Source organism: Salinarimonas chemoclinalis (assembly GCF_041514305.1).
Lineage (GTDB): Bacteria > Pseudomonadota > Alphaproteobacteria > Rhizobiales > Beijerinckiaceae > Salinarimonas > Salinarimonas chemoclinalis.
Genome location: NZ_JBGMWH010000001.1, coordinates 592,524 through 607,648 on the forward strand (window position 1 = coordinate 592,524; position 15,125 = coordinate 607,648).

Consider the following 15,125-nt stretch of genomic DNA (forward strand, 5'->3'; position numbering starts at 1 on the left):
CGCACCCGCCCGCATCACCCGAGGAGGCGAACCATGCGCCGCATCCGTACCGAGGACGACAAGCCCACCATCATGATCGTCGGCATGGGGGACCTCTCCTGCAACGTCCTCTCCCTGCTCGCCCGCGATCCGGACACGAACCGCCTCGTCGTCGCCGCCCGCGATGTCGAGACCGCGCGCCGGCGCGCCAACCTCGTGCGCTTCACGATGCACAATCTCGGCCACGTGCCCGAGATCGAGGCGGTGCGCGTCGACCTCGACGACGTCGACGCGACCGCGGAGACGCTCGCCGAGGTGCGCCCGGACATCGTCTTCATGGGCGCCTCGCTGCAGTCCTGGCGGGTGATCACGGCGCTGCCGAAGGCCGTGTTCGAGGCCCTCGACGAGGCGCAGTTCGGGCCCTGGCTGCCGATGCATCTCGTCCTGAACCACAAGCTGATGCGGGCCGTCCGTCGCTCCGGCGTCGACACGCGCGTCGTCAACGCCGCCTTCCCCGACGCCGTTGGCCCGGTGCTCGCCAAGGTCGGCCTCGCGCCGACGATCGGCATCGGCAACGTCGCCAACATCGTGCCCGCGCTGAGCTACGGCGTCGCGCACCTCACCGGCAAGGACGTCGCGGACGTCGAGCTGCGCCTCGTCGCGCAGCACTACTTCAGCCACTACGTGCCGCGCTTCGGCGAGGCGGGCCGCGGCGCCTACCACCTCACCGCGCGCGTGGGCGGCCAGAAGCTGAACGGCGAGCTCGACCACGCCGCGGTCTTCGCCCAGCTCGACGGGCGCCTGAAGCGGCTCGGCGGCGTCGCCGGGCAGCTGCTCACGGCGTCCTCGGCCGTGCGCGTCGTCGAGGCGATGGCCACCGACAGCGGCATCCTCGCCCACGCCCCGGGCCCCGCCGGCCTGCCCGGCGGCTATCCCGTGCGGGTCTATCGCGACGGCGCGGTGCTCGATCTCGACGAGAGCCTGACCCGCGAGGAGGCGATCCGCATCAACGAGGATTGCCAGCGCGCCGACGGTATCGAGGCGATCGAGGCCGACGGCACCGTCGTGTTCACCGAGCCCGAGATGGCGATCATGAAGTCGATGCTCGGCTACGAGTGCCGGCGCATGACGCTCGCCGACGCGCCCGGCTGGGCCGAGGAGCTCGGCTCGAAGTACCGCGCCTTCGCCGCGCAATACGCCTGAGCCCCAGCCCCCTCACCGCAGCCGACAGGAGAGCCGTCATGGCCGACACCTCTTTGGCAGAAACCTCGACCCTCGCGTCGCCGGAGCCGCCCGCGCGCCCCGCGCCGGAGAACTTCGCCGAGCAGTACGTCCCGCGCTTCGTCGACAAGTGGGACGCCCTCATCGACTGGGACCGGCGCAAGGCCGCCGAGGCGGGCTTCTTCGTCGAGCGGCTGCGCGCCGCCGGCGCCCGCCGCGTCCTCGACGTCGCCGCCGGCACGGGCTTCCACTCGGTCGCGCTGATCGAGGCGGGGTTCGAGGTCGTCGCCGTCGACGGCAGCGCGGCGATGCTGGAGCAGGCCCGCGCCAACGCGGCGCGGCGCGGGCACGCGCTCGACGCCGTCCACGCCGACTGGCGCAGCCTCGGCGAGATGGTCGACGGCACCTTCGACGCGGTCGTGTGCCTCGGCAGCTCGTTCCCGCACCTGTTCGCGGAGGCGGACCGCCGGCACGTGCTCGGCGAGTTCTCGCGGCGCATCGCGCCGGGCGGGCTCCTGATGCTGGACCACCGCAACTTCGACGCCGTTCGCGCGCATCGCTACAAGTCGAGCGGCAACTACTATTACTGCGGCACCGGGGCCAAGGTGAGCGTCGATCATGTCGACGAGAGCCTCTGCCGCTTCCGCTACGACTTCTCTGATCGCGAGACCTACACGCTCGAGGTCTACCCGGTTCTGAAGGACGAGATGCGCGGGCTGCTCGAGGACGCCGGCTTCGCCGAGGTCGAGACCTTCGGCGACTTCAAGCCCGTCTTCGACGTCTTCTCCACCGACTTCGTGATCCACGTCGCCCGCCGTCCCTGACGGCGCGCGGGCCTTTCCCACGCACCCTCACACACTGGACACGCGAAAGGCATCGCCATGACCAGTCATGCATCCGACACCGGCGGCGGCGCGAACGCGCTCGCCGGCGTGCTCATCACCGTGCTGCTGACGAGCTTCGTCGCCGCCACCTACGGGTTCGGCTTCTACCTCTTCTCGCAGCTCGTCCCGGACATGCGCGCCGACCTCGGCTTCGACATGACGGTGGTCGGCATGATCACGGCGGCCGGGCAGCTCGGCTTCCTCGCCTTCGCGATCCTCGGCGCCTGGCTGGCACCGCGCATCGGCGGCGGGCAGGTCGTCATCGGCTCGGTCGCGCTGTGCGCGGCCTGCCTCGTCGCTCTGCCGATGACGGACTCGATCCTCGTCGTCGCCGCCCTCCTGACGATCCTCGGCGGCACGGCGGCCTCGGTGTACGTGCCGATGGTCGAGATCGTCTCGCGCGCAATCGGCTACCGGCACCGCGGCAAGGTGCTCGGCCTCGTGTCGAGCGGCACGAGCTACGGCGTTTTCGTCAACAGCCTGCTCGTGCCGATCTTCGTCGTGAGCGGGGACTGGCGCGGGGTGTGGTTCACGGTGGGCGCGGGCACGTTCGTGGTCACCGCGATCGCCACGCTCACCTTCTGGAAGCTCGGCCTCTTCCGCCACACGCCCGAGCCGGCGCCGGCCGGGGGCGAGCGCGGGTTCTTCGCCGGCATGGGCGCGGTGATGGTGCCGTGGGTGCTGATCATCTGGGCGATCACCTTCCTCAACGGCTTCTCGACGCTGCCCTTCCAGAACTACCTCTCGCCCTACCTGCGCGAGGAGCTCGGCTTCTCGGTCGCCTTCGCCGCCTGGGTCTGGGGCGTGATCGGCTTCATCGGCATGTTCGCCGGGTTCGTCGTCGGCTGGATGTCGGACAAGACGGGCGTGCGCCTCGCCCTGCTGTTCACCTACGTCTGCGTCTTCGCCGCCTCGGCCATCCTGGTCGTGGCGCCCACCGAGACGCTGGCGATCGGCGCGGGCGTGCTGTTCGCGGTGGCCTTCTACCCGATCTTCGGCCTCGTCCCCGCCTACGTCGCGAAGACGGCGAAGGGCGCGCAGGCGACCGTGATCTTCGGCGTCGCCAACGTGACGCTCGGGGTCGGCGGCATGGTCGGCAACTACGTCTTCGGCGTCGTCGCCAACGTGACCGGGACCTTCGTGTGGATCTACGTCACGATCGCCGCGACGGCGGTCGTCCTGGCGATCCTCTCCGTGGTCCTGCCGACGGAGGGCGCCGCCGAGGAGACGTCCGGCGCGCCCGATGCCGGGACGGACGGGTGCAAGCTCGACGCCGCCGAGTGACCCGCGTCATCCGCGCGCCGGCTCCAACCGCGCCGGCGCGCTCCCTCACCACAGCGACAGGAGACGAGGACATGGCCGCGACCCTCGCGCCGGAACGCACCAATCTCGCCGACGCCTTCGACGACGACACCGCCGCCCATCTCGCCGAACTCGAGGCGCGCACGATCTACATCCTGCGCGAAGCCTACGCCCGGGTCTCCCCGCTCGGCATGCTCTGGTCGATCGGCAAGGACTCGAACGCCCTGCTCTGGATGGCCCGCAAGGCCTTCTTCGGGCGCGTGCCCTTCCCGCTGATCCAGCTCGACACCGGCATGGAGCTGCCGGAGGTCTACGCCTTCCGCGACGAGATCGTCCCGGCCTGGGGTCTCGACCTGCGCGTCGAGCACTGCCCGCCGGAGGAGGACATGGACCAGACGCTGCCGCCGGCGACCCGCGCCGCGGCGCGCAAGACCGTCGGCCTGCGCAACGCGCTCGCCCGCGACAAGTACCGCGGCGTCATGGTCGGCATCCGCCGCGACGAGCAGGCGACGCGTGCCAAGGAGCGCGTGTTCTCGCCGCGCGCGCTGGACGGCGCCTGGGACTTCCGCAACCAGCCCCCCGAGTTCTGGGACCAGTACAAGACCGACTTCCCCGACGGCGTCCACGTGCGCATCCATCCGCTCCTGCATTGGAGCGAGATCGACATCTGGCGCTACACGAAGGCGGAGGGCATCCCGGTCGTGCCGCTCTACTTCGCGCGCGACGGCGAGCGCTATCGCTCGCTCGGCGAGAAGAACATCACCTTCCCCGTCGCCTCCGACGCCGCGACGATCGACGAGATCATCGCGGAGCTCATGGTCACCAAGGTCTCCGAGCGCGCCGGGCGCACGATGGACAAGGAGACCGAGGACAGCTTCGAGCGCCTGCGCTCCAGCGGCTACATGTGAGGGCGAACGTCATGACGATACGTCTCAACCCCATGAAGATCGTGGTCGTCGGCCACGTCGACCACGGCAAGTCCACGCTGATCGGGCGTCTCCTGCACGACACCGGCAGCCTGCCGGACGGCAAGCTCGAGGAGCTGACCGCCATGGCCGAGCGCCGGGGCATGCCGCTCGAGTGGTCCTTCGTGCTCGACGCCTTCCAGGCGGAGCGCGACCAGGCGATCACCATCGATACGACGCAGATCAACTTCGAGTCGGACGCGCGACCCTACGTCATCATCGATGCGCCGGGGCACCGCGAGTTCCTCAAGAACATGGTCTCGGGCGCGGCCTCCGCCGACGCCGCCGTGCTCGTCGTCGACGTGGCCGAGGGGGTGCGCGAGCAGTCGCGGCGCCACGCCTTCCTGCTGCGTCTGCTCGGCCTCAGCCAGGTGGTCGTCGCCGTGAACAAGATGGACCTCGTCGGCCACGACGAGGCGCGCTTCCGCGCGGTGGAGGCGGAGGTGCGGGCCTATCTCGCCGAGATCGGGCTCTCGCCCGACGCCGTCGTGCCGGTCGCCGCGCGCGCCGGCGAGAACCTGGCGAGCCGCGCCGAGACGATGCCCTGGTGGGATGGCCCGACCCTCGTCGCCGCCCTCGACGCGCTGGCGCCGCTGGCGCCGCCGCTCGAGCGGCCGCTGCGGCTGCCGATCCAGGACGTCTACAAGTTCGACGAGCGCCGCATCCTCGTCGGGCGCGTCGAGGCCGGCTCCTTCCGCGTCGGCGACGAGCTCGTCTTCTCGCCCTCGAACCGCCGGGCGCGGGTGCGCACCATCGAGAGCTGGAACGCACCGGTGGCCAAGCTCGAGGCCCGCGCCGGGGAGGTCGTCGGCTTCACCCTCGACGAGCAGATCTTCGCCGAGCGCGGCGACGTCGCGAGCCACGAGGCGTCCGCGCCCAAGCTCACCAACGTCTTCCGCGCGACGCTGTTCTGGCTCGCCGAGCGCCCGCTCGTCGTCGGCGACACGCTCAAGCTGAAGGTCGGCCCGGACGAGGCGAACGTCACGGTCGAGGCGATCGAGAACGCCATCGACACCCAGACGCTCGGCCGCGCCCCGACCGACGCGGTGGGCCACAACGAGGTCGCCGAGGTGGTGCTGCGCACCCGCGAGATGCTCTCCCTCGACGATCATCGCGCCAACCCCGCCGGCGGCCGCTTCGTCCTCGTCGACGGCTTCGACACGGTGGCCGGCGGCGTCGTCTCGACGGAGGGCTATCCCGACCAGCGCGAGGCCATGCGGGTCAAGGGCACCAACCTCTACGAGGTCGACCACCTGCTGACCGCCCAGGGCCGCGCCTTCCGCAACGGTCACCGCGGCGGCGTGATCTGGATGACGGGGCTCTCGGGCGCCGGCAAGTCGACGCTCGCCATGCGTGTCGAGCAGCGGCTCTTCGCCAAGGGATACCAGGCCTTCGTCCTCGACGGCGACAACGTCCGCAAGGGGCTCAACGCCGACCTCGGCTTCTCGCCGGACGACCGGGCCGAGAACATCCGGCGCGTCGGCGAGGTCGCCGCGCTGTTCGCGGAGGCGGGGGTGATCGTGATCACGGCCTTCATCTCGCCCTACCGGTCGGACCGGGACCGGGCGCGCAGCGCCGCCGGCGAGGCCTTCCACGAGGTCCACGTCGCCGCCGACCTCGCCACCTGCGAGGGGCGCGACCCGAAGGGTCTCTACAAGCGCGCCCGCGCCGGCGAGATCGGCGAGTTCACGGGCATCTCCGCGCCCTACGAGCCGCCGGAGGCCCCGGAACTCGTGGTCGACACCTCCAAGCAGGCGATCGAGGCCTGCGTCGACGCGATCGTGGCTCATGTGGACGCGCGGCTGGCCGTGCGCGCCCGCGCCGTGGGCGCCTGACGCGCGACGCGCGGATCGGGTTCGGACGCGCCCGCATTGGACGGCGGGCGCGTCCGTGTCCTATCACTCCCCGCGGGCGCGACGCCGAAGGGGGAGCGGATGAGACGAAGCACGATCGGGAGCCTCGCCGTAGCCGGCATCGCCGTGGCGGCGGTCGCCGTCGGGACGGCGCGCGCGCAACTCGGCCAGGAGGACGCGGGCGCGACGGTGGAGGCCGTGGACCTGCCGGGCATCGTCCTCGACTGGATCATCCGCGGCCTCGAATACGGGGGGATCGCCGTCATCGTCGTGGGCCTCGCCGTCGTGACGGTCTCCTATTGCTACAAGAAGCTCGCCGGCGTGCGCGGAGGCGATCCCTACGACGAGTACCGCGCGGGGCTCGGGCGCTCGATCCTGCTCGGGCTCGAGTTCCTCGTCGCCGCCGACATCATCCGCACGGTCGCCATCGAGCCCACCCTCGACAGCGTCGTCGTGCTCGGCGGCATCGTGCTCATCCGAACCTTCCTGTCCTTCGCGCTCGAGGTCGAGATCGAGGGCCGCTGGCCCTGGCAGAACCATCGCGCACACGCGGGGAGCAAGCGGGAGGGAGCCTAGAGCATCATCCCGGCGAGTGGATACCGGTCGCAGGAAAAATGATGCGACAAGACAAAGACCTAGAGTGCCCGACCTGACCCTGTCAGGTCGGATGGCGCTCTAGAGCACCACCTCCTCGGCGGTGGCGAACCGCGCCCGTGCCGCCGCGAGCGAAGCCGGCTCCGGCGTGCCTTCGGGCGTGTGGTCGTCCGGCTCGCCCGCGCCGAAGATGGTGACGATCGGCAGCACGCCGCCCCAGGTGCCGCCGGCGCGATCGGACTCCGGGTCGTTGGGCGGGCCGGTGCGGACCTTCAGCGTCACGTGCTCCGCGTCGAGCGCGACCACCCCCGTCGCCTTGCGCTCCTGGTCGGTCATCGCGCGCACCTCGCCGGTGCGCCCGGGCAGGAGGTGGTCCGTGATCAGGTCGAGCGCCCGGTCCAGTTCCGCGCCCTCCACGGCGCGGCCCCGCCCGTGGACGATGCAGGTGGCGTAGTTGACAGAATGCGCGAAGCCCGAGCGAGCGACGACGAGCCCGTCGACCCGCGTCGCCTCGAGGCACAGCTGCGCGCCCGCCCCGAGCGTGACGATCCGCGTCTTGGAGGCGCCGTGGAGATAGAGCGTGTCGCCCGCGCGCGCGAACGCCATCGGCACCACCATCGGCCGCCCCTCGTGGATGAAGCCGATGTGCGCGAAGAGGCTCGCGTCGAGCAGCGCATAGGCCGCGGCGCGGTCGTCGACCGCGCGCTTGGCGACGCGGATGCGGGCCCAGGACGGGGGGCGGGGCGTGGCTCTCGTGTGCATGGCGCGTCGAACTCCTGGTGACACGGGCGCATCTTCACGCGATGCTGGTTCCAAGGAAGCTCCAGGACAGCGCGATTTCATGGAACCAGCAGCCCTGCGCAGCCTCGTCGAGGCGATGGCCCCGGATGGCGAGACGATCGTCGCACGGCTCTTCCGGGCGCTGCGCGAGGGCGTCCGCTCGGGGCAGCTGGAGCCCGGCGTCGTTCTGCCGTCGAGCCGGCGGGCGGCGGCGGCGCTCGGGGTCTCGCGCAACTCCGTCGTCGCCGCCTACGAGCTCCTGCGGGCGGAGGGGCTCGTCGCGGTGGACGGCCGCCGCGCGCCGGTCGTCGCACGCGTCGAACGTCTCGCCGATCCCGTGGGCGCGGCGGGCGAGGGGCCGGCGCTCTCCGCGCGCGGCGCGATCCGGTGCCGCGACCCGCGCGCAGGCCTCTACGCCCACGCGTCGGGACGCTTCCGTCCTGGCGCGCCCGACGAGCCGCTCTTCCCGCGGGACGTCTGGGCGCGCGCGCTGCGCCGCGCCGCGCGCACGCCGCTCGGACCGATGCGCGCCTACGAGGACTACGCGGGCGTGCCCGTGCTGCGCCGCGCGCTCGCCGATCACCTGCGCCGCGAGCGCGGTCTCGTCGTGGCGCCGGACGAGGTCGTGGTGACTGGGAGCGCGCAGGCGTCGCTCTCGCTCCTCGCCGCGTGCCTGTGCGACCCCGGGGAGACGGTGCTGATCGAGGAGCCGGGCTATCTCGGCGCCCGCGCGGCCTTCGAGGGCGCCGACCTGCGGCCCGCGCCGATCCCCGTCGACGAGGCGGGCGCCGACATCGACGCCGTGTCGTGCCGCGCGGGCGCGCGGCTCGCCTACGTCACGCCCTCGAACCAGTACCCGCTGTGCACGCGCATGAGCCTGCCGCGCCGCGCGGCGCTGATCGCCTGGGCGCGGGCCGAGCGCGCGACGATCGTCGAGGACGACTACGACGGCGAGTTCCACTGGCGCGGCCAGGAGGCGGGCGCCATGCAGCCCCTCGCGCCCGACGCCGTCGTCTATCTCGGCTCGGCCGCGAAGAGCCTGCTGCCGGCCCTGCGCGTCGGCTGGCTCGTCGCGCCGCGCCCGCTCGCCGCCGCGCTCGCGCACGCGGTGCGCAACGCCGGCTGCGCCGCCAACGTCCACGCCCAGCTCGCGCTGGCGGAGCTGATCGAGAGCGGCGCCTGGAAGCTCCATCTGCGCCGCGTCACGCGCGTCTACGAGACCCGCGCGCGCCTGCTGATGGAGGCGATCCGCGCGGCGGCGGGCGATCGCGTCGAGGTGGCACTGCCGCCGGGCGGGCTCCAGCTCGCGGTGCGCATGGAGAACCTCGCCGACGAGGCCACGGCCGTCGCCGGTCTCGGCGCCGCCGGCTGGGCGGTCGCACGGCTCTCCGGCTTCAGCACGCGCGAGGCGCCTCCGGCCGGGTTGCTGGTGAGCTTCGCGGAAGCCGACGGCCCGCGCGCGCGGGCCTTCGCCGCGGCGCTGGGGCGGGCGCTGGCGCCGGCCTGACCGTCGCGCCCTCCATGGCCGACGGGGGTCCCGAGGAGGCTTGCACCGGGTCCCGCTCGCCTCCTAGGATCGTGGCCCGGAAGGCGAGGATCGAGCAGTGGACGATCACTACGACGTAGCGGTTTCCTACGCGTCGAAGGACATCGATACCGCCGAGCAGTTCGCCGCACGGCTTCGGCAGGACGGAATCCGCTGCTTCTACAATCCGAGCAAGCTGCACAAGCTCCTCGGCATGCCGTTGACGACCGAGCTGACGGCCATATTCGAAGCGCGATCGGAAGTGGTTCTTGTTCTGCTATCGCGGCACTATGTCGAAAGTCGGTGGGCGTGTCTGGAATTCGCGGCCGCCATCCGGGGCGGAAGTGATCGTATCATCGTCGTCCGGCTCGACGATGTCCCCTTGCCGACCAGCGTCGACGGGACCGCAGTCCCGGAGGGGATTTTCGACAGTTCGTTCCTGGAGAGTGTAATTCCAACTGAAATCGCTGCGAGGATCGTATCCGCGGCCGTGTCGGAGCGCATCGGACCAAAGCTGATCAGGTCCGAGCCCCAAAATCTGTCGTCGAATTTGATGTGCATTGATCATCCCACGCTACCTTATGGCTTGGATGATGTGCATTTCCTCGACTCGGGTGAGGATTTCATCATCGACTTGCACGGGGAAGTGACGGACTCACTCGCGAGTCGCTTGAGTTGGCTGGTCGAGCGTTCCGACATCGAGACGGCGATGTCGCGTGTCCGCGCGAGCTCCAAGGAGCGTGAGGAAGCCGGATGGCCGATCTTCAACGGTGGAAAATTCGGTGTAAAGCAAATATTGAAAAGGAGAGATCCCGAATCCGAGCGACATCGGCTCGATTTCATTTTGTATAGGACCGACTATCACACCCATTTGATCATGAGACACATCTACAATTCGTCGCGTAGGAAGGCATTCTTCATCGATACGTTCCGGAAGGATGAGAAGATGGTCAGCCCTCTGCTGACCTCGTTCGGGTTCTGTCTTCTCTTGTTCGCGCAGCACGACGGGAGGCCTCATGTTCTGCTGACGAAGCGTTCGAGCAATGTCGCTCAACCTTCGGACGTGCCGCTCTGGCACGTCTCGATGAACGAGGGTCTCAGCTCGAGCGACAGATGGTCGGAGGACTTCTCGGCGTTGCCCACGGTGTTTCGCGGCTTCGCGGAGGAGCTCAACCTGCCCCGGTCCGGTTTCGCCCGCGTCGAGCTTCTCGAGGCGATCCTCTGGAAGGCGAAGTTCGAGATCGGCATCCTCGGGGTCGCCTACAGCACGCTACCCATGGAGGACATCATCGGCCTCGCGCAGACGGCGGGCGACCGTTTGCTCGAGATCGACGACCTGCGCATCCTCCGCGCCGACGAGCGAACGATAGCGGACTTCCTCCACGATCCGAACGCGTCGCGTACCGACCTTCTCGAAGGGCTTCTCTCTTCGATCCTCCGCAGAAACATGCTCGCCTGAGAGCTCGGAGCGGGCGACACGCCCCGTCGGATACGGGCAGCGGCCCCTCATGCGTCCGGCCCGTGCTCGAAACCCACCCGCGCGAGCACCCGCATCAGCTCGTCCTGCCCGAAGGGCTTGGCGAGCCGCGCGTCGACCGCGCTCTCGGCGCCCTCCGGCAGCTCGGCGTAGCCCGTGGCGAGGACGAGCGGGAGGCGCGGGCGGCGGGCGCGCACGGCCTGGGCGAGCTGGAGCCCGGTCATCCCCGGCATCGCCTGGTCCGTCAGCACGACGTCGATCGGCGTGCCGGCGTCGAGGATGGCGAGCGCCGCGGCGCCGGAACCCGCCTCGATCGGCTCGTGGCCGAGGTCCTCGACCATCGTCGAGGATCCCATCAGCACGAGGGCGTCGTCGTCGACGACGAGGACCCGCAGCCGCCGGCCCGCGACCGCCGCCGGCGCGGGCTCCGGGGCCCGGACGGGCTCGGCGTCGAAGGGGGCGTGCGCGATCGGCAGCAGGATCTCCGCCGTCGTGCCCGCACCGGGCGCGCTCGCGAGCGCGAGACGCCCGTTCGACTGCTCGGCGAGGCCGTAGACCATGGCGAGGCCGAGCCCGGTCCCCTTGCCGGGGCCCTTCGTGGTGAAGAAGGGCTCGACGGCACGCGCGAGGGTCGCCTCGTCCATCCCGGCCCCGGTGTCGGAGATGCGCACGCGCACGAAGCGCCCCTGCGGCGGCTCGTCCTCGGCCGCGCGGGTCACCGCGTCGACGGCGATCGTCAGCACGCCCCCCTCGGGCATGGCGTCGCGCGCGTTGACGGCGAGGTTCACGAGCGCGAGCTCCAGCTGGTTGGGGTCGACGAGCGCCCTCGGTGTGCCCTCGCAGAAGCGCGTCTCGATGCGGACCTGCGGGCCGATCGAGCGGCGCAGGAGGTCGGTCATGCCCACGACGAGGTCTGGTACCTCCACCGCGGAGGGCGCGAGCGTCTGGCGCCGGGCGAAGGCCAGCATGCGCTGGGTGAGCGACACACCGCGCTCGGCCCCTTCGATCGCGTTGGCGATCAGGCGCTCGGCCCGCGGATCGTCGGCGAACCGCTTGCGCAGCACGCCGAGAGAGGACATCACGGCCATCAGCAGGTTGTTGAAGTCGTGGGCCACGCCGCCGGTGAGCTGGCCCAGGCTCTCCATCTTCTGGAGCTGGACGAGCTTGGCGGCGCCCTCCGCGACCCGCGCCTCGAGATCGGCGTTGAGCCGCTCCAGCGCCGCGCGCGCCTCGCGACGCTCGGTGATGTCGTAGTTCACGCCGATCATGCGCACCGGCCGCCCCCGGGCATCGCGCACCACCTCGCCCCGCCCGGCGAGCCAGCGGGCGCCCCCCTCGGGGCGCAGGATGCGGAACTCGACGTCGAACGGCGCGCGTCCCGCCAGCGCCGCCTCGATCGCCGCCGCCACGCCGTCGCGATCCGCCGGATGCGTCCGCTCCATGAAGGCGTCGTAGCGCGGCGAGGGAGCGCCCGGCGGCAGGTCGAGCAGGGTCTCCATCGGCCCGGTCCAGGTCACGTCGCCGGTCGCGATGCTCCATTCCCAGGTGGCGATGCCACCCGCCTCCTGCGCGAGCCGCAGGCGCTCCTCGCTCGCGAGCAGCGCCTCCTCCGCGCGCTTGCGCTCGGAGACGTCCTCGAAGGTCGAGACCGCGAGCACGATGGTGCCGTTGGCGTCGCGGATCGGCGCGGCGGAGACCTCGAGGTCGGTGAGGCTGCCGTCGCCGCGGCGATAGACCATCGGCTCGCGGTCGACCACCTCGCCGGCCAGGAGCGCGCGGGCGATCGGATACTCGTCCGGCGCGTAGCGGCTGCCGTCGGGGTGTCGCGCGCCGTAGGCGGCGTAGCCGCTCGTATCGCCCGAGCGGATCAGGCTGTGGCCGAGGATCTCCTCGCCCTTGGTGTTGTGGAACAGGAGCTCGCCCGAGGGCGCCTGGGCGACGGAGACGCCCGTCGACATCTGCTCGAGCACCGCGCGCAGGCGCGCCTCGCTCTGCGCGAGCGTCGCGGCGGTGCGGCGCTCCTCCGTCACGTCGCGGAAGAAGATCGTCAGCCCCTCCGCCGATGGGTAGGCGTTGGCCTCGAACCAGGTGTCGAGCGGCGCGTAGAACGCGTCCGCCCGCGTGGGCCGGCCCGTCTCCATCGCCCGGGTGTAGGCGTCGAAGAACGGCCCCCCGAGCGCGCCGGGGAAGACGTCCCAGATCCGCTCGCCGACGAGCGAGCGCCCGCCGCCGATCTGGGCCGCGGCGCGGGCGTTCAGGTAGGTGAACCGCCAGGCGCGGTCGAGCACCATGACGCTGTCCGTGGTGCTCTCGAGCACGTTCGACAGGCGCGCCTGCGAACGGCGGATCCCCTCGGCGCCGCGACGCTCGTCGGCGATGGCCGCGAGGACCAGGGTGACGAGCGCGGTCGCGGCCGAGAAGTGCTGGGCCAGCACGACGCGGTCCTGCGCGGAGTCGGCGAGGAGGTCGAAGGGCCCGCGCCCGAAGGTCGCGCCGATGGTCGCCGCGCCCGCGACCGCCACGAGGGCGAGGCTCGCGCCGCGCACCTGGAACGCGAGCGCCGCCCAGATCAGCGGCGGGTAGATCAGCCACGTGCCGAGGTCGCGGGCCGCCTCGTTCAGGAAGACGTGCCCCGCGAGCGCCCCCGTGACGGCGAGGACGGCGGCGAGGTGGAGGACGTCGAGCGGAGCGCGGCGCAGCGCCGCGCGCTCGCCGTTCGAGAAGCCGCTCCAGGCGAGGATCGGCGGCGCCAGCGTGATCGCGCCGACGAAGGCACCGAACCACCAGAAGGCGGCCGTGGCGAGCGCGAAGTCCGTGCCGAGACCCATCGACAGCCACAGCGCGCCCGCGCCGAAGCCCGCCGAGATCAGCGCGCCGACGCCCGCGGCGAGCGCCAGCGCGAGGATGTCGCGCATCGCTGCGAGCCGCCGGTCGAGGCCGAACCAGGAGACGAGCGCGAGGGCCGGGAGCGCGGCCGAGGCGGCGTTGCCCAGCGCGATCACGACCTCCACCGAGATCGGGTGCGTGCTGCCCACCGTCAGCCCGGCGGCGAGCCGCGCGACGACGATCGCCGGCCACAGCCGCACGCCGCCGAGCACGAGCCCCGCGAGGCCCACGCCCGCTGCCGGCCAGACCGGCGAGCCGGCGCCGCCGACCGCGGCCCATTGCAGGCCGATCACCGCCGCGACGTAGTAGGCGAGGCCGAGAACGGCGGCCGCCGCGAGGGTCTTCGAGTCCGATCGCACCGATTGTGTCCGTTCCGCGCTCTCGCGCCGTTTGCCGTACGACCCTACCGCATCGCACGGCGGCGCACGAGCCGACGCGCGGTCAACCGCCGATGTAGCCCCGCTCGCGCAGGTGCCGCTCCAGCACGTCCGGGAACGCGGCCGGCCGCTCCGCGCCCGCGGGGCAGGTTCCATCCGCGGCCGCGGGCGCCTCGCAGATGGTCAGCGGCCAGTCGCTCGAACGATCGAAGGACGCCTCGATCCGCGCACGCGCCTCCTCCCAACGCCCGAGCCGCGCCATGGATGCGGCCCAGGCCGCGAGAAACCCGTTCTCGCGCCACAGCGCCGGCTCGCTCCGCGCTGCCGCCTCCATCCAGGCGAGATCGTCGGCGACGGCTCCGCGGAAGCGCGGGTCGCCGGAAACGTCGACGACCTCCTTGCCCGCGTAGCGTTCGATCACGATCGGCGCGAAGGAGGCCGCATACGAGGCGTAGGCGTAGAGAAAGGACTGATCGATGCCGACGAGCTCGTAGATGCCGTCCCCGTCGAGGTCGCGCACGGCGTAGCCGCTGTCGCCGTCGAGCGTGGCGCCGGAGATCACGTGCCAGCGCTCGCCGAGCCGCCCCGCGATGCGTGTCACCGCGCAGCAATGCGCGCCGCCGGTGAACGCGCTCGCCACGATCTGCCGTGCCCCGGGCGCCTGCGGGTCGAGCGGCGCGATCGTCAGGCGTGCCCCCGCGGAGAAGGAGGCGGCGTCCTCGAAGGCGATCGAGAAGGCCACCCGGCGGCCCTCGTAGGCGTCGATCGTCGGGTAGGCGAGGTCGGTGTCGTCGCGGGCGGCGTCGAGCAGCAGGGTGAGCCCGTCCGCCCCGAAGGCGAGCGGCGCATCGCCGTCGAAGCGCAGGCGCTCGAGGCGCGGCGCGTCCGACGTCCAGAACGGGTCGGAGAAGCGCGCGCCGTCGGAGACGAACAGGTCGTCCGGCAGCCCGGGCTCGGCGCGCAGCCGCGCCTGCAGCGCGCCGGGATCGCCCGGCGTCACGGGACCCGCGACGACCGCGTGCCAGCCGTTCGCGGAGGTGAGGACGTGCGTCGCGTCGAAGCGCTCGCGCCAGCCGCGCGCGAGATCGATCGCCTCGGCCGGATCCTGCCGGCTCGCCAGAACGATCCAGCGCTCGCCCGCCGACGGGCCGCTCTGCGCGGTGGCGGGCTCGGTCGCCACCGGCCCGACCCATGCCAGCGCGGAGAGAGCGATCGCGAGCGCGCCCGGCGCACGATGTGAAGACAGCGTTCCCATGCGCCCAGAGTGGCCTGCGCACGCGGC

The 15,125-nt window shown here is 71.8% G+C and carries 11 protein-coding genes; 8 read left to right on the top strand and 3 right to left on the bottom strand.

Annotated features, from left to right (window positions below):
* Window positions 1-33: 33 nt before the first annotated feature.
* From AB9M23_RS02695 to AB9M23_RS02720, 6 genes are all read left to right on the top strand, one after another.
* Window positions 34-1,182 carry a hypothetical protein gene (locus tag AB9M23_RS02695; protein WP_372422242.1) on the top strand — a complete coding sequence of 383 codons (1,149 nt, stop codon included), beginning with the start codon at window positions 34-36 and terminating at the stop codon, window positions 1,180-1,182.
* A gap of 38 nt (window positions 1,183-1,220) precedes the next feature.
* The gene (locus AB9M23_RS02700) at window positions 1,221-2,024 is read left to right on the top strand and encodes a class I SAM-dependent methyltransferase (protein WP_372422243.1); all 804 of its coding nucleotides are present in this window, start codon (window positions 1,221-1,223) and stop codon (window positions 2,022-2,024) included.
* 57 nt (window positions 2,025-2,081) lie between these two features.
* On the top strand, window positions 2,082-3,368 hold the full coding sequence (locus AB9M23_RS02705) for an MFS transporter (RefSeq protein ID WP_372422244.1): 1,287 nt from the start codon (window positions 2,082-2,084) through the stop codon (window positions 3,366-3,368).
* Between the two features lie 71 nt (window positions 3,369-3,439).
* Window positions 3,440-4,294, top strand: a complete 855-nt coding sequence (cysD, locus tag AB9M23_RS02710; protein WP_372422245.1) for a sulfate adenylyltransferase subunit CysD — start codon at window positions 3,440-3,442, stop codon at window positions 4,292-4,294.
* An 11-nt stretch (window positions 4,295-4,305) separates the two neighbouring features.
* The gene (cysC, locus tag AB9M23_RS02715) at window positions 4,306-6,186 is read left to right on the top strand and encodes an adenylyl-sulfate kinase (RefSeq protein WP_372422247.1); all 1,881 of its coding nucleotides are present in this window, start codon (window positions 4,306-4,308) and stop codon (window positions 6,184-6,186) included.
* A 99-nt stretch (window positions 6,187-6,285) separates the two neighbouring features.
* On the top strand, window positions 6,286-6,780 hold the full coding sequence (locus AB9M23_RS02720) for a DUF1622 domain-containing protein (RefSeq protein WP_372422249.1): 495 nt from the start codon (window positions 6,286-6,288) through the stop codon (window positions 6,778-6,780).
* A 99-nt stretch (window positions 6,781-6,879) separates the two neighbouring features.
* On the opposite strand, the gene AB9M23_RS02725 is transcribed toward AB9M23_RS02720, so the two are convergent.
* Window positions 6,880-7,560, bottom strand: a complete 681-nt coding sequence (locus tag AB9M23_RS02725) for a pyridoxamine 5'-phosphate oxidase family protein (protein ID WP_372422251.1) — start codon at window positions 7,558-7,560, stop codon at window positions 6,880-6,882.
* Window positions 7,561-7,639: 79 nt separating this feature from the next.
* On the opposite strand from AB9M23_RS02725, the gene pdxR reads away from it, so the two are divergent.
* Both pdxR and AB9M23_RS02735 read left to right on the top strand, forming a co-directional pair.
* Window positions 7,640-9,085 carry a MocR-like pyridoxine biosynthesis transcription factor PdxR gene (gene pdxR, locus AB9M23_RS02730; protein ID WP_372422253.1) on the top strand — a complete coding sequence of 482 codons (1,446 nt, stop codon included), beginning with the start codon at window positions 7,640-7,642 and terminating at the stop codon, window positions 9,083-9,085.
* Window positions 9,086-9,182: 97 nt separating this feature from the next.
* Window positions 9,183-10,562, top strand: a complete 1,380-nt coding sequence (locus AB9M23_RS02735; protein WP_372422254.1) for a TIR domain-containing protein — start codon at window positions 9,183-9,185, stop codon at window positions 10,560-10,562.
* 47 nt (window positions 10,563-10,609) lie between these two features.
* Here the strand turns inward: AB9M23_RS02735 and AB9M23_RS02740 are convergent, their stop codons facing one another.
* Entirely contained in the window at window positions 10,610-13,825 is a 3,216-nt protein-coding gene (locus AB9M23_RS02740; protein WP_372422255.1) for a PAS domain S-box protein, read from the bottom strand.
* Between the two features lie 82 nt (window positions 13,826-13,907).
* Complete coding sequence (locus tag AB9M23_RS02745) at window positions 13,908-15,098, bottom strand: hypothetical protein (RefSeq protein ID WP_372422256.1); 1,191 nt, start codon at window positions 15,096-15,098, stop codon at window positions 13,908-13,910.
* Window positions 15,099-15,125 lie beyond the last annotated feature (27 nt).

What these genes read in the sequence shown, in the direction of transcription:
- AB9M23_RS02700 (WP_372422243.1), top strand. Translation starts at nt 1,221, where the DNA reads ATGGCCGACACCTCTTTGGCAGAAACCTCGACCCTCGCGTCGCCGGAG.
- AB9M23_RS02745 (WP_372422256.1), bottom strand. Translation starts at nt 15,098, where the DNA reads ATGGGAACGCTGTCTTCACATCGTGCGCCGGGCGCGCTCGCGATCGCT.
- cysC (WP_372422247.1), top strand. Translation starts at nt 4,306, where the DNA reads ATGACGATACGTCTCAACCCCATGAAGATCGTGGTCGTCGGCCACGTC.
- AB9M23_RS02725 (WP_372422251.1), bottom strand. Translation starts at nt 7,560, where the DNA reads ATGCACACGAGAGCCACGCCCCGCCCCCCGTCCTGGGCCCGCATCCGC.
- pdxR (WP_372422253.1), top strand. Translation starts at nt 7,640, where the DNA reads ATGGAACCAGCAGCCCTGCGCAGCCTCGTCGAGGCGATGGCCCCGGAT.
- AB9M23_RS02695 (WP_372422242.1), top strand. Translation starts at nt 34, where the DNA reads ATGCGCCGCATCCGTACCGAGGACGACAAGCCCACCATCATGATCGTC.
- AB9M23_RS02720 (WP_372422249.1), top strand. Translation starts at nt 6,286, where the DNA reads ATGAGACGAAGCACGATCGGGAGCCTCGCCGTAGCCGGCATCGCCGTG.
- AB9M23_RS02705 (WP_372422244.1), top strand. Translation starts at nt 2,082, where the DNA reads ATGACCAGTCATGCATCCGACACCGGCGGCGGCGCGAACGCGCTCGCC.
- cysD (WP_372422245.1), top strand. Translation starts at nt 3,440, where the DNA reads ATGGCCGCGACCCTCGCGCCGGAACGCACCAATCTCGCCGACGCCTTC.